General features: G+C 61.1%; 24 protein-coding genes. 18 read left to right on the top strand and 6 right to left on the bottom strand.

Annotated elements, in window-relative coordinates:
* Window positions 1-80: 80 nt before the first annotated feature.
* The 3 genes from NAV32_RS03655 to NAV32_RS03645 are packed head-to-tail and all read right to left on the bottom strand — an operon-like array spanning window position 81 to window position 1679.
* Entirely contained in the window at window positions 81-803 is a 723-nt protein-coding gene (locus tag NAV32_RS03655; protein ID WP_256051427.1) for a glycerophosphodiester phosphodiesterase, read from the bottom strand.
* The gene (locus NAV32_RS03650; protein ID WP_256051426.1) at window positions 800-1105 is read right to left on the bottom strand and encodes a phosphodiesterase; all 306 of its coding nucleotides are present in this window, start codon (window positions 1103-1105) and stop codon (window positions 800-802) included. The genes NAV32_RS03655 and NAV32_RS03650 overlap by 4 nt, the downstream gene beginning before the upstream one ends.
* Window position 1106: 1 nt before the next feature.
* A complete protein-coding gene (locus NAV32_RS03645) occupies window positions 1107-1679 on the bottom strand; it encodes a PilZ domain-containing protein (protein ID WP_256051425.1) in 573 nt (190 codons plus the stop codon).
* A 101-nt stretch (window positions 1680-1780) separates the two neighbouring features.
* Here NAV32_RS03645 and NAV32_RS03640 point away from each other — a divergent pair, with 101 nt between their 5' ends.
* Genes NAV32_RS03640 through NAV32_RS03630 form a run of 3 tightly spaced genes read left to right on the top strand, consistent with a single transcriptional unit; the run spans window position 1781 to window position 4981 of the window.
* Window positions 1781-3028, top strand: coding sequence for a lipoprotein-releasing ABC transporter permease subunit (locus NAV32_RS03640; RefSeq protein ID WP_256051424.1), 1248 nt, complete (start codon window positions 1781-1783; stop codon window positions 3026-3028).
* 7 nt (window positions 3029-3035) lie between these two features.
* A complete protein-coding gene (lolD, locus tag NAV32_RS03635; RefSeq protein WP_256051495.1) occupies window positions 3036-3734 on the top strand; it encodes a lipoprotein-releasing ABC transporter ATP-binding protein LolD in 699 nt (232 codons plus the stop codon).
* Window positions 3734-4981: a lipoprotein-releasing ABC transporter permease subunit gene (locus NAV32_RS03630; protein WP_256051423.1), complete on the top strand. Its 1248-nt coding sequence runs from the start codon at window positions 3734-3736 to the stop codon at window positions 4979-4981. The genes lolD and NAV32_RS03630 overlap by 1 nt, the downstream gene beginning before the upstream one ends.
* Before the next feature lie 10 nt (window positions 4982-4991).
* Here the strand turns inward: NAV32_RS03630 and NAV32_RS03625 are convergent, their stop codons facing one another.
* Window positions 4992-5507, bottom strand: coding sequence for a DUF2062 domain-containing protein (locus NAV32_RS03625; protein ID WP_256051422.1), 516 nt, complete (start codon window positions 5505-5507; stop codon window positions 4992-4994).
* 182 nt (window positions 5508-5689) lie between these two features.
* Here NAV32_RS03625 and NAV32_RS03620 point away from each other — a divergent pair, with 182 nt between their 5' ends.
* The 8 genes from NAV32_RS03620 (at window position 5690) to murB (ending at window position 12529) form a co-directional block, all read left to right on the top strand.
* On the top strand, window positions 5690-7915 hold the full coding sequence (locus NAV32_RS03620; protein WP_256051421.1) for a DNA internalization-related competence protein ComEC/Rec2: 2226 nt from the start codon (window positions 5690-5692) through the stop codon (window positions 7913-7915).
* Window positions 7916-7986: 71 nt separating this feature from the next.
* The gene (locus NAV32_RS03615) at window positions 7987-8619 is read left to right on the top strand and encodes a MotA/TolQ/ExbB proton channel family protein (RefSeq protein WP_256051420.1); all 633 of its coding nucleotides are present in this window, start codon (window positions 7987-7989) and stop codon (window positions 8617-8619) included.
* Complete coding sequence (locus NAV32_RS03610; protein WP_256051419.1) at window positions 8616-9044, top strand: biopolymer transporter ExbD; 429 nt, start codon at window positions 8616-8618, stop codon at window positions 9042-9044. Before NAV32_RS03615 ends, NAV32_RS03610 begins: the two co-directional genes overlap by 4 nt.
* Window positions 9044-10048, top strand: coding sequence for a tetraacyldisaccharide 4'-kinase (lpxK, locus tag NAV32_RS03605; protein ID WP_256051418.1), 1005 nt, complete (start codon window positions 9044-9046; stop codon window positions 10046-10048). Before NAV32_RS03610 ends, lpxK begins: the two co-directional genes overlap by 1 nt.
* A 45-nt stretch (window positions 10049-10093) precedes the next feature.
* The gene (locus NAV32_RS03600) at window positions 10094-10279 is read left to right on the top strand and encodes a Trm112 family protein (RefSeq protein WP_037021556.1); all 186 of its coding nucleotides are present in this window, start codon (window positions 10094-10096) and stop codon (window positions 10277-10279) included.
* Entirely contained in the window at window positions 10276-11040 is a 765-nt protein-coding gene (gene kdsB, locus NAV32_RS03595) for a 3-deoxy-manno-octulosonate cytidylyltransferase (RefSeq protein WP_256051417.1), read from the top strand. The genes NAV32_RS03600 and kdsB overlap by 4 nt, the downstream gene beginning before the upstream one ends.
* Before the next feature lie 2 nt (window positions 11041-11042).
* Complete coding sequence (locus tag NAV32_RS03590) at window positions 11043-11507, top strand: low molecular weight protein-tyrosine-phosphatase (RefSeq protein WP_256051416.1); 465 nt, start codon at window positions 11043-11045, stop codon at window positions 11505-11507.
* Window positions 11504-12529, top strand: a complete 1026-nt coding sequence (gene murB / locus NAV32_RS03585) for a UDP-N-acetylmuramate dehydrogenase (RefSeq protein WP_256051415.1) — start codon at window positions 11504-11506, stop codon at window positions 12527-12529. The genes NAV32_RS03590 and murB overlap by 4 nt, the downstream gene beginning before the upstream one ends.
* Window positions 12530-12683: 154 nt before the next feature.
* Here the strand turns inward: murB and rne are convergent, their stop codons facing one another.
* Entirely contained in the window at window positions 12684-15734 is a 3051-nt protein-coding gene (gene rne, locus NAV32_RS03580) for a ribonuclease E (protein WP_256051414.1), read from the bottom strand.
* Between the two features lie 555 nt (window positions 15735-16289).
* Between rne and rluC the strand changes: the two genes are divergently transcribed.
* Genes rluC through NAV32_RS03565 form a run of 3 tightly spaced genes read left to right on the top strand, consistent with a single transcriptional unit; the run spans window position 16290 to window position 18895 of the window.
* Entirely contained in the window at window positions 16290-17243 is a 954-nt protein-coding gene (rluC, locus tag NAV32_RS03575; protein WP_256051413.1) for a 23S rRNA pseudouridine(955/2504/2580) synthase RluC, read from the top strand.
* Window positions 17236-17922 (top strand): HAD-IA family hydrolase, encoded by a 687-nt coding sequence (locus NAV32_RS03570; RefSeq protein ID WP_256051412.1) that lies wholly within the window; start codon window positions 17236-17238, stop codon window positions 17920-17922. Before rluC ends, NAV32_RS03570 begins: the two co-directional genes overlap by 8 nt.
* On the top strand, window positions 17912-18895 hold the full coding sequence (locus NAV32_RS03565; protein WP_256051411.1) for a S49 family peptidase: 984 nt from the start codon (window positions 17912-17914) through the stop codon (window positions 18893-18895). Before NAV32_RS03570 ends, NAV32_RS03565 begins: the two co-directional genes overlap by 11 nt.
* A gap of 13 nt (window positions 18896-18908) precedes the next feature.
* On the opposite strand, the gene NAV32_RS03560 is transcribed toward NAV32_RS03565, so the two are convergent.
* Window positions 18909-19487: a Maf family protein gene (locus NAV32_RS03560; protein ID WP_256051410.1), complete on the bottom strand. Its 579-nt coding sequence runs from the start codon at window positions 19485-19487 to the stop codon at window positions 18909-18911.
* 103 nt (window positions 19488-19590) lie between these two features.
* Here NAV32_RS03560 and NAV32_RS03555 point away from each other — a divergent pair, with 103 nt between their 5' ends.
* Genes NAV32_RS03555 through fabD form a run of 4 tightly spaced genes read left to right on the top strand, consistent with a single transcriptional unit; the run spans window position 19591 to window position 22382 of the window.
* Window positions 19591-20118: a YceD family protein gene (locus NAV32_RS03555; protein WP_256051409.1), complete on the top strand. Its 528-nt coding sequence runs from the start codon at window positions 19591-19593 to the stop codon at window positions 20116-20118.
* A 12-nt stretch (window positions 20119-20130) separates the two neighbouring features.
* Window positions 20131-20313, top strand: coding sequence for a 50S ribosomal protein L32 (rpmF, locus tag NAV32_RS03550; RefSeq protein WP_256051408.1), 183 nt, complete (start codon window positions 20131-20133; stop codon window positions 20311-20313).
* 3 nt (window positions 20314-20316) lie between these two features.
* Complete coding sequence (plsX, locus tag NAV32_RS03545) at window positions 20317-21387, top strand: phosphate acyltransferase PlsX (protein WP_256051407.1); 1071 nt, start codon at window positions 20317-20319, stop codon at window positions 21385-21387.
* Window positions 21388-21446: 59 nt separating this feature from the next.
* Window positions 21447-22382: an ACP S-malonyltransferase gene (fabD, locus tag NAV32_RS03540; protein WP_256051406.1), complete on the top strand. Its 936-nt coding sequence runs from the start codon at window positions 21447-21449 to the stop codon at window positions 22380-22382.
* Window positions 22383-22390 lie beyond the last annotated feature (8 nt).

Below are 22390 nucleotides of genomic sequence, written 5' to 3'. Positions count from 1 at the left end.
TGCTGCAGGTCGGGTCAGGCTTCATTGACCCGACGAAGGGGCAGGGCGGATGTACAAGCGACAGCTGCCTGTTGCCCGCCTTATCTTTTCGTCAGTGTTTCAACCGCCAAGCCGGGAAAGTCGGTTATCAGGCTGTCGACCCCGCAGTCAGCAAGGCGGCGCATCAGTGCCGGGTCGTTCACCGTCCAGACCGATACGTGCAGGCCCTGCGCCCGCGCTTTGGCGATGCGCTCGGGGGTACACAATGTCCATTTAAGTGCCAGCAACTGGCAATCGTATTGCCTGGCCACTTTCAACGGATCAAGCCAGGCGTATTCGGCGACCAGACCGCAGGCGATTTCCGGTGTCAGGCGTTTAAGCGCGCGCAGCACTTCCCGTGAACCGGAGGTGATGGTGATGCGCTCAAGCAGGTCGTAACGCTCGGCCAATGCCCTGATCGCCAGTACCGTGCGCGCGGCACGCACCCGCGAAGCACTTTTAACTTCCAGCTGCCAGTGCTCGAAATCGCATTTCTCGAATAGCTCCGACAGCCGTGGAATGGGGCTGGGTTGCTTCCAGCCCGGCCCGCCGTGGCGGGCGTCATAGCGCACCAGATCGGCGGCATCGTGTTCCACCACCTTGCCGCGCCGCCCGGTGGTGCGTTTGAGGGTGGGGTCGTGGATGACCATCAGTTCACCGTCTTTCGACAAATGCAGGTCAAGTTCGCAGCGGCGCACGCCATGAGCGAGGCATTGCTGGAAGCTGACCAGCGTATTTTCCGGGGCTTCACCCTTTGCGCCGCGATGGCCGTAGATCAGGGTCACGGTTGCACTTCTCTTTCCAGGGGGCTGACACGCTGATGGTGCGGAACACTATTGATCACGCGGTTGCCTTCGAAATAGACGGAAAACGTCCGGTAATCCCAGCGCGTGATCGGCGGCTTGCCGACGGCGGGGTGCTCTTCGTCGGCAAGGCCGAAGCGGTCGAGCACCTGCACCTTCGATTCCCCGCGGTCAGGCATGGCGATATCGCTCGCGCCTTGCTGGCCAACAGGGATGCGGATGATTTCCGCATGGACCGGGAGGCTGAGGGCGAACAGCAGAAAAGGGAAAAGCAGAGGATGCATGTCAGGTTCCTTGCAGGCTTTCACGGGCCAGGCGTCGTTCCGTCGCCTGTTTCTGCAGGATATGCCGGGCGAGCAGTTGCCGTTGTGCATCAGTCAACGCTTCGAAGGAGGTGCCGATTGCAAACTGCCCGTCATCGCGCGCCTGGCAGCTCACCACGCATGCCGTCAGCAGCATGCCGAGTCCCTGGGGCATCAGCACCATCTTGAGCCTCCAGCTGGAGCCTTCTGCAAGCGGCTGATCATGAAGGAAGTTGATTCCGCCTTCGGAAAGGCCCACTTCCCGTACCGGACCGAGATCCTTCAGCAAGCCCTGGGCCAGCGCCTGGCCCAGCAGGTCGATGCGCCGGTTCTGCACCTTCAGGTAGTTGGCCAGCGTGCGATTCTGCTCGCTGATCTGGCGCAGCAGATATTGTGCTTCGAAGTCCATTTGATGCAGTTCGCCAAGCAGGTCGAACAGGCGGGCCGCATCCTCACCGGCGATTGTGGCGGGCCCTTCGGGCGGGAGGATTTCAAGTGCGATCATGTCCTCGATACGATAGTATTCGCGGCGATCTTCAGTATCTTCTATGGACATGTCGGTCCCTGAGCTGCAGTAATGGTTTGAGTGTATCAGGCCGCCTGAGAACGTCATTCAGCTTGTTATTTTCCCGCCAGCGAAAGCGAACCCATCGATTTATGTTCAGACCGCTGCCCGTTTATATCGGAGCGCGCTATACCAGCGCCAGGCGTCGTGGCCTCTTTGTCTCCTTCATTTCCTTCACCTCGATGATCGGGCTTGCACTCGGTGTGCTGGTGATGATCGTTGTGCTGTCAGTGATGAACGGTTTTGATCACGAAATGCGCACCCGCGTGCTGGGCATGGTGCCGCACGCGACAGTCGAAAGCCCGCTGCCCATCGACGATTGGCAAACGCTGGGGCAGCAGCTGAGTGAGCATCCGCAGGTCGTGGCTGCCGCCCCGTTTATCCAGATGCAGGGGTTGCTGACGCATCGTGGTCAGGTCACCAAGATCCTGATCAACGCCGTGGAGCCACGGGTTGAACCGCAGGTATCAATCATCGACCAGTTTTTCCGTGAAGGATCGCTGGCGAGCCTTGCGCCTGGCGAGTTCGGCATCGTCATCGGTGACCGGGCGGCGACCAAGCTTGGCGTCGGTATCGGTGACAAGATCACCTTTGTCGCGCCTGAAGTGACGGTGACGCCGGCCGGTGTGTTTCCGCGCATGAAGCGCTTTACGGTGCAGGGCATATTCCACGTCGGCGCCGGTGAGATTGATGGCTATGTGGCGATGGCCCACATCACCGACATGGCACGCCTGCATCGCTGGAGGCCCGATCAGGTGCAGGGCGTGCGGCTGCGCTTCGATGATCTGTTCCAAGCACCGGCCATCGCAGCTTCGCTGGCCAGGCAACTGGGCGATGATTTCTATTCCCGAGACTGGACGCGAACCCACGGCAACCTCTACCAGGCGATCCGGATGGAGAAGGCCATGATCGGGCTGTTGCTACTGCTGATCGTTGCAGTGGCGGCCTTCAATATCATCTCGACGCTGGTCATGGTGGTGACCGACAAACGAGGGGATATCGCGATTCTGCGTACCCTCGGCGCAACTCCGCGGCAGATCATGGCGATCTTCATGGTTCAGGGTACGGTCATCGGTGTGGTCGGTACTCTGGTGGGCGCCTTGCTCGGGATGTTCGCCGCGCTCAACGTGAGCGGCTGGATTGCCGGACTGGAGCAGCTGCTCGGGCACAAATTTCTCAGCGCAGATGTGTATTTCATCGATTATCTGCCGTCGCGGCTGATGGCCGCTGATGTGATTCAGGTCTGTGGCGCGGCGCTAGTCCTTAGCTTTCTCGCCACCCTTTATCCGGCGTGGCGCGCGGCGCGTACCCAACCGGCTGAGGCGCTACGTTATGAGTGAACAGGTTATGAAAGAGAGGTCGTCGCTGGATGCTGCAGTACTGAGCTGCCGTGATCTGGGCAAATGTTACGAGCAGGGGCCTGAGTCGGTAAGCGTTTTGTCTGGCCTGCAACTGGAGCTGTATCCCGGGCAGCGCGTGGCCATTGTCGGTAGCTCCGGTTCGGGCAAGAGTACCTTACTGAATCTGTTGGGTGGACTCGATACGCCCAGCGAGGGCAGTGTCTGGCTGGCGGGTGAGGAGCTTTCGGCACTGAGCGAAAAAGACCGTGGCCTGCTGCGTAATCGCGCGCTCGGTTTCGTTTATCAATTTCACCATCTGCTGGCCGAGTTCACCGCGCTGGAAAATGTGTGCATGCCGCTGTTGATCAGCAAGACGCCGATTCCCGAAGCCCGCGCGCGCGCCACTGAGCTGCTGCAGCGGGTCGGTCTTGGTCATCGGCTGGCGCACAAGCCTTCCGAGCTGTCCGGCGGCGAGCGTCAGCGTGTGGCGATAGCCCGCGCCCTGGCCAATCGCCCGGCGCTGGTGCTGCTCGATGAGCCTACGGGTAATCTTGATCACCACACGGCGCAGGGCATTCAGGACCTGATGCTGGAGCTGAGCACCTCGTTGCGCACGGCCTTTCTCGTGGTGACGCACGATCCGCAGCTGGCCGGACAGATGGATCACATCCTGCGCCTGGAAGATGGCCGGCTGGTGGCTGGCTGATGTTCAGACCCTTAAGCATTTTCATCGGGAGCCGCTACACACGGGCCAAGCGGCGCAACCATTTCATCTCGTTCATATCGCTGACGTCGATGATCGGCCTGTCGCTGGGCGTGCTGGCAATGATCATGGTGCTGTCGGTGATGAATGGCTTCCAGCGCGAAATGAGCGAGCGGATTCTGGGCATGGTGCCCCATGCGGTGGTCAAGGGTGACGGGCAGCCGCTCGATGACTGGGCTTCGGTTGCAGACGGCATTGTGGCGCATCCGGCTGTGCTGGGTGCGGCGCCCATTACCCAACTCGAAGGCATGCTTTCCTTCAGGGGCAGCATGCAGCCGGTGGAAATCAACGGCATCGATCCCCAGGCCGAAGCCGGGGTTTCGACGCTGGCCGAGAAAATGGTTGCGGGCCGCCTCGAAGACCTGAAGCCGGGTGAGGCTGGAGTGATCATCGGATTGATGACAGCGCGTCGCTTCGGTCTGAAACTGGGTGACAAACTGACGGTTATTGTGCCCGAGATCAGCGACACGCCAGGTGGTATCACGCCGCGTATGCAGCGCCTGAACGTGGTTGGTGTGTTCAAGGTGGGTGCGGAGCTCGATGGCAGTCTGGCGATTATCCATCGCGTCGATGCGGCAGGTATTCTGCGCTGGCAGCCGGAGCAGGTGGAGGGCGTACGGGTGCGTCTGGCCGATCTTTACCGGGCGCCGGAAATCGCCGCCGAACTTGCTCTGCAATTGGGCGAGGGTTACCGGAGCGAGGACTGGTCACTGACCCAGGGCAGCCTGTTCAGTGCGATGAAGATGGAGAAGACCATGATCGGTCTGCTGCTGTTGCTGATCGTGGCTGTGGCAGCATTCAACATCATTGCGACTCTTATCATGGTGGTGGCTGACAAGCGCGCCGATATCGCGATCCTGCGCACGCTGGGCGCCACGCCGCGGCAGATCATGGCGATCTTCATGGTGCAGGGCAGCATCATCGGCCTGACCGGCACCCTGATCGGGACTGTGCTGGGCGTGCTGGGTGCATTGAATGTCAGCGCGCTGGTGGGCTGGCTGGAAAAGGCATCGGGGCAGCATATTTTCAGCTCCGACGTGTATTTCATCAGTACCCTGCCGTCCGAGTTGCGCCTGGAGGATGTTCTTCTGGTAACGCTTGCAGCGCTCGCTCTGAGCTTTCTCGCCACGCTCTATCCTGCCTGGCGTGCCGCGCAGACACAGCCCGCTGAAGCACTGCGCTACGAGTAAGGGCGTCCCTTCAGCGGCGGTCTTGCTGGCGCTTGCGCCAGCTGCGCCCAACCCACCATCGCCAGTAGGCCTGGGTTGCGGCGTAGCCCAGCACGGCCAGCACCACGGCAACCACGAAAGAGCCGAGATACAGGGGTTGCCAGTGACTGTCGAGCATCTGGCGAACCCAGGCGAGGCTCAACTCCATGGGCATTGGCGAGGCAGGTGTATCCATGAGCCAGGTCCCTACCTTGTAGTTGCAGTAGAACACCGCTGGCATCGTCAGCGGGTTGGTCAGCCAGACCAGTCCTACAGCAATCGGCAGGTTGGCACGGGCGGGCAAGGCGCAGGCCGCTGCCGTGAGCATCTGCATGGGCATCGGGATCATCGCCCAGAACAGGCCGATGGCCATGGCGCGGGATACAGAATGACGGTTGAGGTGCCAGAGGTTGGGGTCATGGATCAGCACGCCCAGAAACCGCAGGGACTTGTTCTCCTTTATACGATCCGGGTGCGGCATGTAGCGTTTGAAAAAACGACGCGGCATGGCGTTTCTCTGGCGGGCTTAAGCTTCGCGATTATGCCTGAAACGAGACCCGGTCCTGACAGGAGTTTGTGACATTAGGTATAAACTTTGGCGTATTCGACAGGATGTCGAAACCGTCGTAGCGGGCCGCCGAGAGACATCGAGACGTGCTCACCCCTCTGGAACGGATTCCGGGAGATACCATGCGTACAGCGATGCTGGCGCTGGCGGCAGGCCTGCTACTGCTGCGCTTTCCACCTCAGCTGCCACCGATGTGGGCGCTGCCTTTCTTGTTACTGGCTGGGCTGGCATTGCTGCCGACGCGCTGCCGGGCGTTATCGTTTTTCTTCTTCGGGCTTGGCTGGGCCTGCTTGAGTGCCCAGTGGGCGCTGGATGACCGCCTTCCGACAAAACTCGACGGTCGCACCTTCTGGCTGGAAGGGCAGGTGGTCGGCTTGCCGGACATGCGTAATGGTGTGGTGCGCTTCGAGCTGGTGGATATCACTTCACGGCATGCCGGCCTGCCTTCGCGAGTACGCCTGGCCTGGTACGGCGGGCCGGTGCTGCAGGCCGGGGAACGCTGGCGACTGGCAGCCAAGCTGAAACGACCACGAGGCCTGGTCAATCCCCATTCATTCGATTATGAAGCCTGGCTGCTGGCGGGCCGGGTCGGCGCCAACGGTACGATCAAGGCCGGCCAGCGAGTTGCAGGCGCGACGGGAAGCCAGGCCTGGAGAGACCGGCTGCGTCAGCGTCTCATGGCTGTTGAGGCGCAGGGGCGAGCAGGGGGTATTGCAGCGTTGGTGGTAGGGGATGCCAGCGGTTTGAGCGCTGCCGACTGGCGAACGCTGCAGGACACCGGAACCATTCATTTGATGGTGATCTCGGGACAGCATGTAGGCCTGCTCGCCGGTCTGCTCTATGGCCTGGTGGCGCTGTTAGCACGCTGCGGTTTGTGGCCGGAGCGCCTGCCCTGGCTGCCCTGCGCATGTGGTCTCGCGCTATTCGGTGCGCTTGGCTACGGCTGGCTGGCAGGCTTCGAGGTACCTGTTCAGCGAGCCTGCATGATGGTTGCACTGGTGTTGCTCTGGCGCTTGCGTTTTCGGCATCTGGGTGTCTGGTTGCCGTTGTTGGTGGCCTTTAACGCCGTGCTGCTGATTGAGCCGCTGGTGAGTCTGCAGTCCGGCTTCTGGCTGTCGTTTGCAGCGGTGGCGCTGCTGATTCTGATCTTTCGTGGCCGGCTCGGTAACTGGAGTTGGTGGTGGGCACTGGGGCGCGCTCAGTGGGGCATGGCTCTGGGTCTGCTGCCGGTTCTGCTTGCGCTGGGTTTGCCGGTGAGTATCAGCGGGCCGTTGGCCAATCTGTTCGCGGTGCCGCTGGTGAGCGCGCTGATCGTGCCCTTGTCTCTGCTTGGGACCCTGTTGCTGTGGCTGCCTCCGGTCGGTGAGTCGTTGTTGTGGCTGGCAGGTGGTGCGCTGGCCGCTCTGTTTGCAGCATTGGAGCTGCTGGCCGGCTGGCAGCCGGCCTGGTTGTCGACTGCATTGCCGCTGTGGTGCTGGCTGCTGGTGGCGCTGGGTATGCTGTTGCTTCTGCTGCCTGCCGGAGTGCCCTTGCGGCCCCTCGGGTTGGCGTTGCTGGCGCCGCTGTTGTTTGCTCCGGAAGAGAAGCTGCCGGTTGGGCAGGCGGAGGTATGGGTGCTGGACGTGGGGCAGGGGTTGGCGGTGTTGGTGCGTACCCGCGAGCATGCGCTGCTCTACGATGCGGGGCCGCGTTACGGCGATTTCGATATTGGTGAGCGCGTGGTGTTTCCCTCGTTGCGGGCGCTTGGCCTGCAGGGGCTGGATCTGCTGATCCTCAGTCACGCCGACAGCGATCATGCCGGTGGCGCCGAGGCGATCCAGCGACACATGCCGGCACCACGGGTTATCAGTGGTGAGCCACAAAGACTGCCGGCCTCGCTGGAGGCCGAAAACTGTCGCTCCGGTGAGCGCTGGGAGTGGGATGGCGTACGCTTTGTGCTCTGGCAGTGGTCCGGGGCGCGTAATGGCAATCAGGCGTCCTGTGTGCTGCTGGTCGAGGCCGGTGGCGAACGCCTGTTGCTCACCGGGGATATCGATATGCCCGCCGAGCGAGCGTTGCAAGAAAGCGACGTGGAGATCGCAGCGCACTGGTTGTTACTGCCGCATCACGGCAGTCGCAGCTCATCTTCGGCTGCTTTTATCGAGGCTGTAGGTGCTGATGACGCGTTGGTTTCACGCAGTTTGCACAATGCCTTTGGGCATCCGCACCCGGACGTAGTCCGGCGTTTGCAGGCATCGGGCGCGGCGCTTCACGATACCGCCGAGTTGGGTGCCGTCAGAATTCGTCTTGGCAGCTTCGGACCGGTTCTGGGCTTGCGTGGCGAGCGACGATTCTGGCGGGAAAAATGAGAACCGTGGCCGTCGGCGGGCTGCCGCTCCTATGCTAGAGTTGCGCCACTTTTCCGAGGGGGATTCATCTCGTGTGGGAGCTTGTCAAAGCGGGCGGCTGGATCATGCTGCCCATCATTCTGTGTTCCATCGCGGCGGCAGGCATCGTTGCCGAGCGGTTGTGGACCCTGCGGCCGAGCCGCGTGACGCCACCACACCTGCTGGGACAGGTATGGAAATGGATCAAGGACAAGAAACTCAGCAGCCAGAAGCTCAAGGAACTGCGCGCCGATTCGCCGCTGGGTGAAATTCTGGCGGCGGGGCTGGCCAACTCGAAACATGGTCGCGAAATCATGAAGGAGTGCATCGAGGAAGCCGCAGCGCGGGTGGTTCATGATCTCGAACGCTACCTCAATGCGCTCGGCACCATCGCCGGCATTGCTCCACTGCTCGGTCTGCTCGGCACGGTGCTCGGCATGATCGAAATCTTCAGTGCCTTCATGGGCTCGGGCATGGCCAATGCCTCGTTGCTTGCCTCCGGCATCTCCAAGGCGCTGATCACCACGGCGGCAGGATTGATGGTCGGTATTCCGGCACTGTTCTTCCATCGCTTCCTGACGCGTCGCGTCGAGGAATTGGTGGTCGGCATGGAGCAGGAAGCCATCAAGCTGGTTGAGGTGGTGCAGGGCGACCGCGATGTCGATCTCGGTGAGGGCAAGGCGTGAAGTTCAGACGCAAGGCGCGGGAGAACGTCGATATCGGCCTGGCGCCGCTGATCGACGTGGTATTCATTCTGCTGCTGTTCTTTGTGGTCACCACCACTTTTACCCGTGAAACCCAGCTCCAGGTCGATCTGCCGGAAGCCGCCAGCGGCACGCCGCCGCAGGCAACCGAAAGCAAGCAACTGGAAGTGCTGATCGACGTCGAGGGCCATTTCAGCCTCAATGGCAACCCGCTGATCAGACATGACCTGGGCACTTTGATGGCTGCGCTCAGCAAGGAATCGGGGGGCGACACCAGTCTGCCGATGGTCATCAGTGCCGACGGTAAGGCGCCGCATCAGGCGGTGGTCACGGCCATGGATGCCGCTGGCAAACTAGGCTTTTCGCACCTGCGCATCACCACGGTCGAGGTCCAGCCGGAGCCCTGATGTCATTTGTTGAACGCCTGCAGCGCGCTTGGTATGAGGGGCATCCGGCCCTGTCTCTGCTCGCTCCGCTGGAAGTGCTGTATCGGCGGGTAGTTACTGCCAAGCGCAGGAAATTCCTTGCAGGCAGCGCCGGCAGCTATCGAGCGCCGGTGCCGGTCATCGTGGTGGGCAACATCACGGTTGGCGGCACCGGCAAGACGCCGCTGATTCTCTGGTTGATCGAACACTGCCGCCGGCGAGGGCTGAAGGTCGGCGTGGTCAGCCGGGGCTACGGCGCCCGGCCTCCTTCATACCCCTGGCGCGTGCTGCCCGAACATTCGGCGGCGGAGGTGGGCGACGAGCCGTTGCTGATCGTGCAGCGCACCGGGGTCCCGCTGATGATCGACCCGGACCGTTCGCGCGCCGTTCGCACCCTGCTCGAAAGCGAGCCGCTGGATCTGGTGCTGTCCGATGACGGCCTGCAGCATTACCGGCTCGCCCGTGATCTGGAACTGGTGCTGATCGACGCCGTGCGCGGGCTTGGCAACCGGCGCTGCCTGCCTGCCGGTCCGTTGCGTGAGCCTGCTGACAGATTGCGGTCCGTCGATGCGGTGCTGTTCAACGGTGCCGAGGCCGACAGCGCTGAAGGTTATGGCTTCACCCTGCGCCCATCGCGGCTGATAGAGCTGGTCAGTGACGACGCCTGGCCACTGGATCACTTTCCGCCGGAGCAGCAGCTGCACGCGGTCGCGGGCATCGGCAATCCGCAGCGTTTCTTCACCACGCTTGAGGCGCTACACTGGCGACCGATTCCGCACCCCTTCGTCGATCATGCCTGCTATAGCCTGGAGCAGCTGACTTTCAGCCCCGCGCTACCGCTGATCATGACCGAGAAGGATGCGGTCAAATGCCGGGCATTCGCGTTGCCGGGCTGGAGTTATCTGCAGGTCCAGGCCGAGCCGTCAGCGGCCTTCGTGACCTGGTTTGATACCCGGCTGGATCGCTTGCTGCCCCAATCACCCTGAGCCGCTCGCGCTGTCCGGTGCGCTCGGCTGCATCCAAGGACTGCCATGGATACCAAACTGCTCGATATTCTCGCCTGCCCGCTGTGCAAAGGTCCGTTGAAGCTGGCCGACGACAAGTCCGAATTGATCTGCAAGGTCGATGCAATGGCCTTCCCGGTGCGCGATGGCATTCCGGTGATGCTCGAAGGCGAGGCCCGCACCCTGGACGTGGACGAGCGACTCGATAAATGAAACCAGCGTTTACCGTGGTCATTCCGGCGCGCTATGCCTCCAGTCGCCTGCCGGGCAAACCCCTGCAGGATATCGCCGGTAAGCCAATGATTCGTCACGTCTGGGAACAGGCGTGCAAAAGTGCGGCGCAGCGAGTGGTTGTGGCGACCGATGATGCGCGGATTGTCGCCGCCTGCGCCGAGTTTGGCGCTGAAGTGCTGCTGACCCGGCCCGATCACGAGTCCGGAACCGACCGCCTGGCCGAGGTTGCCGCAGCGCTGGGGTTGGCTGCGGATGCCATTGTGGTCAATGTCCAAGGTGATGAACCCATGATTCCACCGGCGCTCATCGACCAGGTGGCGGCCAATCTGGCGACGCATCCGGAAGCGGCCATCGCCACCCTGGCTGAACCGCTGAGCGATGCACAGGCACTGTTCAACCCCAATGTGGTGAAGGTGCTTAGCGATATCAACGGGTTGGCGCTGACCTTCAGTCGCGCACCGCTACCCTGGGCCCGCGACGAATTCGCCCAGAATCGTGCAGTACTACCATCCGGCGTTCCCTATCGCCGGCATATCGGCATCTATGCCTATCGGGCCGGGTTTCTGGCCGACTTTGTTGCATGGGGCCCCTGTTGGCTGGAAGGCACCGAGTGTCTGGAGCAGTTGCGTGCGCTCTGGCACGGCCAGCGGATTCATGTCGCTGACGCCATCGAGGCGCCCCCGACCGGAGTGGACACTGCTGAAGATCTGCAGCGCGTTCGCCGCCTGCTGGGAGCCTGAGTGTGAAGGTGCTGTTCGTTTGCCTGGGCAATATCTGTCGTTCACCCACCGCCGAAGCTGTGTTCCGCCATCAGGTGCAGGCCGCTGGCCTGACTAAACGCATTCATATTGATTCTGCCGGCACTGCTGACTGGCATCGGGGCAAGGTGCCGGATAAGCGCAGCTGTCAGTTTGCCAGTCGTCGTGGCTACGATCTTGCGTCGCTGCGGGCGCGGCAGGTCTGTTCCGAAGACTTCCAGGACTTTGACCTGATCCTGGCGATGGATCACGACAATCTGGCACACCTGCAGCAGATGCAGCCGGTCAATGGCCGGGCCGAATTGGACCTGTTTCTCAGGCGCTACGGTCTGGGTTGCGATGCCGTACCGGATCCTTATTACGGGGGGGATGATGGCTTCGAGCAGGTACTGGACCTGGTTGAGCAGGCCAGCGCAGCGTTGCTGAACGAAATCAGGACGCGTCTGTGAGCCTGATCATCGAAAAAGATTTTTCCCTCAAGCCATTCAACACCTTTGCCGTGGAAGCGCGGGCGCGCTACTTCGCCCAGGCGCATGACGATCAGGAGGTGCGCGAGGCGCTGGCTGCGGCGCAGCGCCTGGGGTTGCCCCTGCGCGTGCTTGGCGGCGGCAGCAATCTGCTCTTTACCTCAGATGTAGAGGCACTGGTGGTGCGGCTGGTCAGTCGCGGTATTCGCGTACTTTCCGAAGAGGGTGATCACGTAGTACTGGAAGCGGAGGCGGGCGAGCCTTGGCATTCATTTGTGCTGCATAGCCTTGAGCTGGGTCTTGCCGGTCTGGAGAATCTGAGCCTGATCCCTGGCACCGTAGGTGCGGCACCGATTCAGAACGTTGGCGCCTATGGTGTGGAAATAAGCGATGTATTCGCCGGGCTGACCGCGCTCGATCACACTACGGGCGAGTTGTGCGAATTCGATGCAGCGGCTTGTGCCTTCGGTTACCGCGACAGCCTGTTCAAGCAGAAAGCGGGGCGCTTCATCATTCTGCGGGTGCGTTTCGCATTGCGACGGGCTCCGCGTTTACAACTGGAATACGGCCCCCTGCGGCAAAGGTTGCTACAGGCAGGCGTAGAACACCCGACCCCGCGCGATGTCAGCGATGCAGTCTGTGCCATTCGCCGTGAAAAGCTGCCTGATCCACAGGTGCTGGGCAATGCCGGCAGTTTTTTCAAGAATCCACTGGTGCCACAGTCGCTGGCCGATGAGTTGCGCAGGTGCCATCCAAATCTGGTGGCTTTTCCCCAAGCCAATGGGCAAGTCAAGCTTGCCGCCGGTTGGTTGATTGAGCAGGCCGGCTGGAAAGGCTTTCGCGAAGGTGATGCCGGCGTGCATGGCCTGCAGGCTCTGGTGCTGGTCAACCATGGCCAGGCCAGTGGTAAGCAGATCCTGGCATTGGCGCGGCGTATCCAGACGGATATCAACTTACGCTTCGGGGTGGTTCTGGAAATCGAGCCGAACGTCATCGAAGGCTGATCGAGCGGCGCAAGCCTGTAAAGCCCGAGCGGAACCTTCGAGCTGTCTTGCTATTTGAACATCGCAGCCTGCCTGGCGCTCAAAAACAAAACCCCGCACTAAGGCGGGGTTTGTTTTGTTCGGGATGCCGGGGCATCCCTGTCAGCGCGATGTATCAGCGTTGGCGATTTTCATCGCTTTCAGACTCGCTGTCTTTTCTCTCTTCGCCTGTAGGGGCCGGCACCACGGCGTCGACAGCTGGTTGCTCAGTCGCTTCCTCGGCGGCGTCTTCCATGCGGTTGCTCGAAGCTTCCAGAGGCTTTTCGGTGGGTGCTTGCTCAGCGACAGGCTCGGCGGCAACGACTTCCGGGCTGGCCAGAGGTTGTTCAGCGGCGGTCTGTGCTTCGGCGGCAGCTCTCTCGGCGGCTTCCTTGGCCAGGCGCTCTTCCTCGCGACGGCGACGACGCACTTCACGCGGGTCGTTGGGCGCGCGGCCCGAAGGCGTAAGGACCGGTGCCGGAGCAGCAGGCTGAGCTTCAACGATCGGAGCCGGTTCGGCGACAACTGCTACGGGCTCTTCGGCAGCGGGGACGGGCGTGCTTTCGATCGGCTCTGGTGCAGAAGGTTCAGCTTCGACCTGTTCTGCTTCTGCAACTACGTTGGCCGGCGCTTCGGTCGCCACTTCCGGTTTGGCCTGTTCAACTTCTACAGGCGTAACGGGTGCTTCCTGTGCTGCTGTTTCAGCTTCGATCGCAGTTACTGACGGTGCAGGCTCGGTCTCGGCGGAGTTGGCCACGAGGGCTGCGGCGGTTGCAGCGATGGCTACCTGCTCGGATTTTACCGGGGCATTGCTTTCGCTGACTTCGCCTGTTTCGACCTCGCTTTCGCTGTCGATTTCGTTGCCATTGGCATCGCGCTGGCGATCGCGGCGGTTGCTACGGCGACGCTGACCACGAGAGCGACGGCGAGGACGATCACTGCTCTCGGTCGAGTCCTGCTCGTCCGTAGCGCCTTCCTGGGTTTCTTCGTCCTGCAGCACGGCTTCCTCAAGAGGAGCCTGTTCCGTGCGCGGTTTGCGCTCCTCACGAGGTGCGCGCGGCTTGCGCTCGGTGATGTCTTCGCTCACGGTCGTGGCGGACTGATCGTTTTCGTCAATCGGTGCGCGCAGCTCGCGCTTGCGCTCTTCACGCGGCTGGCGGTCCTCGCGTGGTGTGCGTTCGCGACGTGGTTGCGCTTGCGGCTGCGAAGTGCTTTCGCTGGTTTCTACCGATTCGCGCGGCTCACGTGGTTTGCGCTCTTCGCGTGGTGGTCGCGGCTGGCGCTCTTCACGGGGTTGGCGATCTTCACGTGGTGCGCGCTCTTCCCGAGGCTTGCGCTCTTCGTCACGGCTGCTGCGAGAGTCACGGCGACGATTCTGCTGGCGACCGGTGCGACGCTCATCATTGCGCTGTGGGCGATTGCCGGATGCCGGCTTTTTCTCGACCTCGACAACGGGTTCTTCCTGCTTGCCGGCAAAAAGGCCGACCAGGGATTTGACCAGTCCCTTGAACAGGCTTGGTTCCTGTGCAGCGGGAGCGGCAGGTGCCGGGGCGGCGGCAGGCGAAGGGGTGGCGGCTGCGGGGGCTGGAGCCGTGCGCTGTGGCGCGGTCTTGACCGCTGCTTCCTGGCGCACCAGGGTGCGGGTCGAGCTGACTGGCTGTGCTTCTTCGACTTCTGTCGGGCTCATCTCGTAGCTGGCCTGACCGACCATGATTTCCGGGCTGTCGTCGCGTAGGCGCTGCACTTCGAAGTGCGGCGTTTCCAGGTGGTCGTCCGGCAGAATGAAGATGCGCGCGCGGGTGCGCAGTTCGATCTTGGTGATGGCATTGCGTTTTTCATTGAGCAGGAAAGCCGCCACCTGGAAGGGTACGCGTGCGCGAATCTCTGCGGTGCGGTCCTTCAGTGCTTCTTCCTCGATCAGGCGCAGGATGGCCAGCGACAGCGACTCGACGTCACGAATGATGCCTTGTCCCTTGCAGCGCGGGCAGACGATGCCACTGGTTTCGCCCAGCGACGGACGCAGGCGCTGGCGAGACATTTCCAGCAGACCAAAGCGCGAAATGCGACCAACCTGGATGCGGGCACGGTCGGCTTCCAGGGCTTCGCGGACCTTTTCTTCCACGGCGCGCTGGTTCTTCGCCGGGGTCATGTCGATGAAGTCGATGACGATCAGCCCGCCGATATCGCGCAGGCGCAGCTGGCGGGCGATTTCTTCAGCCGCTTCCAGGTTGGTCTGTAGCGCGGTTTCCTCGATATCGCCGCCCTTGGTGGCGCGCGCCGAGTTGATGTCGATGGACACCAGTGCTTCGGTCGGATCGATAACGATGGAGCCGCCGGACGGCAGTTTCACTTCACGCTGGAAGGCGGTTTCGATCTGGCTTTCGATCTGGAAGCGATTGAACAGCGGCACGCTGTCTTCATACAGCTTGATCTTGCTGGCGTACTGCGGCATCACCTGCTGGATGAAGCTCAGGGCTTCTTCCTGGGCATCGATGCTGTCGATCAGTACTTCGCCGATGTCCTGGCGCAGGTAGTCGCGGATGGCGCGGATGATGACGTTGGATTCCTGATAGATCAGGAATGGAGCAGGGCGGTCCTGGGAGGCTTCCTTGACGGCGCTCCAGAGTTGCACCAGGTAATCGAGGTCCCACTGCAGCTCTTCGCTGGAGCGACCGAGGCCGGCAGTGCGCACGATCAGACCCATGTCGGCCGGGACGTCGATGCCGTTCAGGGCTTCGCGCAGCTCGTTGCGTTCCTCGCCTTCGATGCGGCGCGAAATGCCGCCCGCCCTCGGATTGTTAGGCATCAGTACAAGGTAGCGGCCAGCCAGGCTGATGAAGGTGGTCAGGGCGGCGCCCTTGTTGCCGCGCTCTTCCTTTTCGACCTGAACGATGACTTCCTGGCCTTCCTTCAGGACGTCCTTGATGTTGACGCGGCCTTCGGGAGCCTTGGAGAAATATTCGCGGGAGATTTCCTTGAGAGGCAGGAAGCCGTGGCGGTCAGCGCCAAAGTCGACAAAAGCGGCTTCGAGGCTGGCTTCGACGCGGGTGATCTTGCCTTTGTAGATGTTGGCTTTCTTCTGCTCGCGAGCGCCGGATTCGATATCCAGGTCGAACAGTCTCTGGCCATCGACCAGTGCAACGCGCAACTCTTCAGGCTGGGTTGCGTTAATCAGCATTCTTTTCATGTAGTACCGTCGGTTTCCGTGGCATCCGGAAACGGCGTTCGGCACACACGACTCTCGCGGTCGGTGTCAGGTGCGTCAGGAATGGTTGTAAGGCACTCCAGTGTCCAGCGATGTGAGGCCAGTTGGGCCGGCGTCGCGACGACGTCTCCTGCTTGCTGTCGAAACAGCAGCAATGGTTCGGGAGGAGGAATCAGGCATCGGTAGCGGACGGAATGAAACGTCTGTGTAAGCCTTTGCTACGCAATCCGATGCTGTGCATCTCGACCCAACACGCATACGTTGAAAATCGGGTGCCGCTCGCAGAATCCAGAGAGCGGGTTTTCGATTATCGCGATTGCCCAAAAGAGGGGGCACGCATCATGTCTTCAAGGCTTGTTTCGCAACCTCGTCGCTACTTGAGAGAGGGTACGTCGGACGGCCTCACGTCCTCGAACACGTTTCCGGTCAGGGATGGCTATTTCATGCTTCCTCAGACCTGGCCGCTTTTGGCGGCCACGGGACTATAACAGCAATGTTTAAGTGCTTCAATTGCATGAAAATTGATACCATTTGCCAATGACCAATACACCTCTCCAGACCACAGGCGTGCAAATGCTTGAGGTCTCGCCGGAACTTGCCGGCCAGCGCATCGATAACTTTCTTCGAACCCAGCTCAAGGGCGTGCCCAAGACGTTGATCTACCGCATCCTGCGCAAGGGTGAGGTGCGGGTCAATAAAGGTCGGATAAAGCCCGAATACAAACTTCAGGCTGGCGACATGGTGCGTGTGCCGCCTTTGCGGCTGGCTGAGCGCGACGAGATCGTGCCGCTTGCTCAAGGGCTGCTCGATCGCCTGGAGGCTGCCATTGTTTATGAAGACAAGGCGCTGATCGTGCTCAACAAGCCGGCCGGCATTGCCGTGCATGGCGGTAGCGGACTCAGTTTTGGGGTCATTGAGGCGCTGCGCCAGCTGCGCCCGGATGCCAAGGAGTTGGAGCTGGTGCATCGCCTGGATCGCGATACGTCGGGTCTGCTGATGATTGCTAAGAAGCGCAGCATGCTCCGTCACCTGCATCAGGCACTGCGTGGCGACGGTGTTGACAAGCGTTATATGGCGCTGGTGCGCGGTCGCTGGGAGACGGGCACGAAACAGGTCAATGCGCCCTTGCTGAAAAACACCTTGCGTTCCGGTGAGCGCATGGTTGAGGTGACGGATGAGGGCAAGGAGGCGCTGACGCTGTTCCGTGTGCTGCGTCGTTTCGGCGATTTTGCCACGTTGGTTGAGGCCAAGCCCATTACCGGGCGTACCCATCAGATCCGCGTGCATGCACGCCATGCCGGGCATGCCATTGCCGGTGACAGTAAATATGGCGATGAGGAGTTTTCCGGGTTGATTCGTGAGTTGGGCGGCAAACGTCTGTTCCTGCATGCCTATGCATTGCGGGTGCCTTTGCCCGAAGGGGGTGAGCTGAGCCTGGAAGCGCCGGTCGACGAACTCTGGTCGCGCACGCTGGAGCGTCTGGGTGAGTGATTACAGTCTGCTGATTTTCGATTGGGACGGAACCCTGATGGACTCTATCGGGCGCATCGTCGAATCGGTCTGTGCGGCGGCCAAAGTATGTGATCTGCCTGTGCTCGATGAGCTCGCCATCAAGGGCATCATTGGCCTTGCCTTGCCTGAGGCCATTGCCACGCTGTATCCGGACCTGGGCGATGAACTCAGGGTGGCGGCTTTCAGGGATGCTTATATCGAGCACTATCTGGCGCTCGAAGCCGAGCCTGCGGCGCTGTATCCCGGTGTTGTCGAAGGTCTGCAGCAGTTTCGCGAGCAGGGGTATCGGCTCGCCGTGGCGACTGGCAAGGGGCGGCAGGGGTTGGATCGGGTGCTTGCGGGTCAGGGGCTGACGGATTTCTTCGACGTCACGCGCTGCGCGGATGAAACAGCCAGCAAGCCTCATCCTTTGATGATTCAGGAGATTCTGGCGCACTGCGGGGCAAGACCCGAGCAGGCGTTGATGATTGGTGATTCGGTGTTCGATCTGAAAATGGCCAGGCGCGCCGGGGTGGATAGTGTCGCGGTCGGCTACGGTGCGCAGCCTTTCGAGGTTTTGCAGGCCTGTTCACCACGTTTTGCGATCAATGGCTTTTCGGAGCTCGGCCAGTGGCTGCGCGCTGCAGGCAAGACTGAGGCAGGTATATATGTCGGATGAATGGAAAGCCCCGGTCGAGGGGAGTAAGGAAGAGCGTAATAGCTGGAAATTGCTGGAGAAGACGCTGCTGGCAGGCGTGCAGGAGCAGCGCAGGGCCAGGCGCTGGGGGATATTCTTCAAGTCCTTGACCTTTTTGTACCTGTTCGTGGCGCTGGCGCTTTTTTCGCCGCTGCTGCAGTTGGGTGACGGCAAGAAGGACGGCGGCCGCCATACCGCCGTAATCAATGTGCGGGGGATGATCGCCGATGAAGAGCAGGCCAGTGCCGACAATATAGTCGGTGCGTTGCGCGCGGCATTTGATGATTCGGGGACCCGAGCCGTGGTGTTGCGCATCAACAGTCCTGGTGGGAGTCCAGTGCAGTCAGGCTATATATACGATGAAATTCGTCGACTGCGAGGCGAGTATCCGGCGATCAAGGTCTATGCGGTGATTACCGACCTAGGCGCTTCGGGCGCTTATTACATCGCCAGTGCTGCGGATGAAATCTATGCCGACAAGTCGAGCCTGGTGGGCTCCATCGGTGTGACGGCTGCAACCTTCGGTTTTGTCGGGGCACTGGACAAGTTGGGTGTCGAGCGGCGGGTGTACACCTCCGGCGAGCACAAGGCGTTTCTCGATCCCTTCCAGCCGCAGAAGCAGGAAGAAACCGAATTCTGGGGGAGTGTGCTGGCGACCACCCATCGTCAGTTCATTGATAGCGTCAAGCAGGGGCGTGGTGACCGGCTGCAGGTAGAGGCATATCCCGAGCTGTTCTCCGGCCTGATCTGGTCGGGTGAGCAGGCACTGGAGCTGGGGCTGATCGATGGTCTTGGCAGTACCGGATACGTGGCAAGGGAGGTGGTCGGTGAAGAGGTGATAGTGGATTTCACCGTCAAGGATTCTCCACTTGACCGCTTCACCAAAAAACTCGGCGCCGGCGTGGGTGCGCAGCTGGCGCTGTGGATGGGGTTGCAGGGGCCGGCGCTGCGCTGAGTTGCGGTTTTTATCAGGGGACCTCGATTCCTGCATGGTTGAGCATGTCCACCAGTCGGATCAGCGGCAATCCGATCAGGCTGGTGGCATCTTCTCCTTCGGTGGTGCGGAACAGGCTGATACCCAGGCCTTCTGCCTTGAAACTGCCTGCGCAATCGAAGGGTTGCTCGGTCCTGAGATAGCGCTCGATCTGCCCCTCGTCGAGTTCGCGGAAATGTACGCTGAAGCGCAGGCAATCTACCTGCTCGGTTCCATTGCGACTATCCAGCAGCGTCAGGCCGGTCAGAAAGTCCAGACGCTTGCCGCTGCATGACAGCAGCTGCTCTTTCGCGCGCTCGAAGGTGTACGGTTTGCCGATAATCCTGCCGCCAAGCACGGCCACCTGATCGGAGCCAATGATCAGATGATCAGGATGGCTGTCGGACAGCGCCTGGGCTTTTTCGCGCGAAAGCCGGCGTACTAGCTGTTCCGGGGCTTCATCGGGATGAGCGGTTTCGTCGATATGCGGGGCGCAGCAGTCGAACGGCAGGCGCAGGCGTGAAAGCAGTTCGCGTCGATAGGGGGAGCTTGAAGCGAGTAGCAGGCGGCGCATGTTTGTTCCTTATATATAGATGCTGGATTGTCGTCGGGTGGGCTGCTCTCAGAAGCTGAATTCCTTTGACAGCCGTAGGGCGCATCCCTAGAATGCCGCGCTTATGTTGAAAGGACCAATACCCCCGCACGTTGACCCGCGCAAGCTCGCTGACCGAGCGGCCTCCCTCAAGGGCGAGCTGCAGTTGTCTGAGCTCAAGCGGCTTGTCGATCCTCTAGAGGACGACAAGGGTGTGGTGCGCGCCAGTTTCGACTTTGGGCGCGACGAGCAGCGAACCGTGGTCATCCACAGTGAACTGAGCGTTGAGGTCACAATGATTTGCCAGCGTTGTCTGGAGACGGTTGTTCTGCCAATTCACAGCGAATGCGATTATGCCGTTGTGAGTGAAGGTTCGAGCGGCCAGAACCTGCCCAAGGGCTATGACGTGCTGGAAGTGGGAGAGGATCCTCTGGATCTGCTGGCGCTGGTTGAAGAGGAGCTTTTGCTCGCTCTTCCGATTGTTCCACTCCATGACCTTGAAATTTGCCAGCCGCCGGCAGGGCCTGATGAGTCCGAGCCGAGTGAGGACGAGGTAACGCGGTCCAACCCGTTCAGCGTACTGGCGCAGTTAAAGCGTGACCCAAACGTTTAGGAGTTGATCCCAATGGCTGTTCAGCAGAACAAAAAATCCCGTTCCGCCCGCGATATGCGTCGTTCCCATGACGCCCTGGTGCCGAACGCCCTGTCCGTGGAAAAGAGCACCGGTGAAATTCACCTGCGTCACCACGTTTCCCCGGAAGGTTTCTACCGTGGTCGCAAGGTGATCGACAAGGGCGCTGACGAGTAAACCTTGTCCGCTCCGATCATCGCGATCGATGCAATGGGTGGGGACTTCGGTCCTCACTGCATTGTTCCGGCCAGTCTCGACTGTCTGGCTGAAGCGCCCTCGCTGCACCTGGTCCTTGTCGGCCAAACCTCCATCCTTGAAGAAATCGTCTCCCGATATGGGCGGGTGGATGCTGCACGTCTGAAAATTGTCGAGGCTGATGAGGTCATCGGGATGGACGAGCGACCGACCCAGGCGTTGCGTGGCAAGCCTCGATCGTCCATGCGTGTTGCGCTTGAGCTGGTGCGTGACGGCCAGGCCCAGGCCTGCGTCAGTGCCGGCAATACCGGTGCTCTGATGGCGCTTGCTCGGCATGTCCTGAAAACGCTGCCGGGCATCGATCGCCCGGCCATGGCGACCGCCATACCGACTCGTGACGGCTCCTGCCTGTTGCTTGATCTGGGCGCCAACGTGGATTGCAGTGCCGAGCAGCTCTATCAGTTTGGCGTGATGGGGTCGGTTGCGGCGCAGAGTCTGGGGGTTGAGCGGCCGCGGGTGGCACTGCTGAACGTGGGAACCGAGGCGATCAAGGGCAATCAGCAGGTCAAGGCGGCCGCGCTTTTGTTGCAGCAGGCGGTTGACCTCGACTACAGCGGTTTTATCGAGGGTGATGGACTCTTTCGGGGAGAGGCTGACGTCATCGTCTGTGATGGTTTTGTCGGCAATATTCTTCTCAAGTCCACGGAGGGACTTGCGCAGCTGGTTTCCTCGCGTGTCGAGGCATTGTGTCAGCGCTCGCTGTTTTCGCGCCTGCTGGGCGCGCTTGCGCTGCCGCTGTTGCGTCAGCTGCGCGCCGACATGAGTCCGGCGCAATACAACGGTGCGAGCTTTCTGGGCTTGCAGGGCATCGTCGTGAAAAGTCATGGCAGTGCTGGCAGGGAAGGTTTTCAGTCGGCCATCCGGCGTGCGGCGGAAGATGTTCGGCATAATCTGCCGGAGCAGTTACACAGTCGACTGGAGCGTCTGTTTGCGACCGATCAGTCGCTTGTCAGCGGCATTGATGTGACCACAGGCGATGGCTTGCCATCCAACTGAGAATTTGAGGCGCCGGCATGGCGCATTCTTTTGACGAACCACAACAAGAGAGCTGTTTCATGTCCGCATCACTTGCATTCGTCTTTCCGGGTCAGGGCTCCCAGTCCGTGGGTATGCTCGCCGAGTACGGCACCCAGGCACTGGTGCTGGAAACCTTCGCTGAAGCGTCTTCCGCTCTGGGCTATGACCTTTGGGCGCTTGCCCAGCAAGGGCCGCAAGAACAACTGAACCAGACCGACAAGACTCAGCCGGCCATTCTTGCAGCCTCCATCGCGTTATGGCGTCTTTGGCTGGCCGAGGGTGGCGCACGTCCGGCATTCGTTGCCGGCCACAGCCTTGGCGAGTACAGCGCACTGGTTGCGTCCGGCAGCCTGCCGTTTGCCGATGCGGTGAAGCTGGTCGAACTGCGCGGCCAGTTGATGCAGCAGGCGGTGCCTGCGGGTACTGGCGGCATGGCGGCGATTCTGGGGCTGGAAGATTCCGACGTGCTGGCTGCCTGTGCCGAAGCGGCGCAGGGCGAGGTGGTCAGTGCGGTCAATTTCAATGCTCCCGGGCAGGTCGTGATCGCCGGTTCTGCTGCTGCGGTCGAGCGTGCCATCGACGCCTGCAAGGCCAGGGGCGCCAAGCGCGCCATGCCGCTGCCGGTCAGTGTGCCGTCGCATTGCGACCTGATGCGTCCAGCTGCGGAGCGGTTTGCCGACGCGCTGATCGCAGCCGCCTGGCGAGCTCCCGAGATTGCCCTGGTGCAGAATGTCAGCGCAGCGATTGTCGAGGATCTCGATACACTCAAACGCGATCTGCTGGCTCAGCTCTACAGCCCGGTACGCTGGGTCGAAACCATTATGGCTCTCGGTGAGCGTGGCGTGACCGATCTGGTCGAATGTGGTCCGGGCAAGGTTCTGTCGGGGCTCAACAAACGTTGCGTCAAGGGCATCAACACCTACAATCTCGACACCCCTGATGCCTTTGCTGCTACACATGGCGCGCTGGCATGAACAAGGAG

It is taken from the genome of Stutzerimonas stutzeri (genome assembly GCF_024448695.1).
Classification (GTDB): Bacteria; Pseudomonadota; Gammaproteobacteria; order Pseudomonadales; family Pseudomonadaceae; genus Stutzerimonas; species Stutzerimonas stutzeri_T.
The sequence above is the reverse complement of the archived record's forward strand: the minus strand, read 5'-3'. Positions and strand labels throughout refer to the sequence as shown.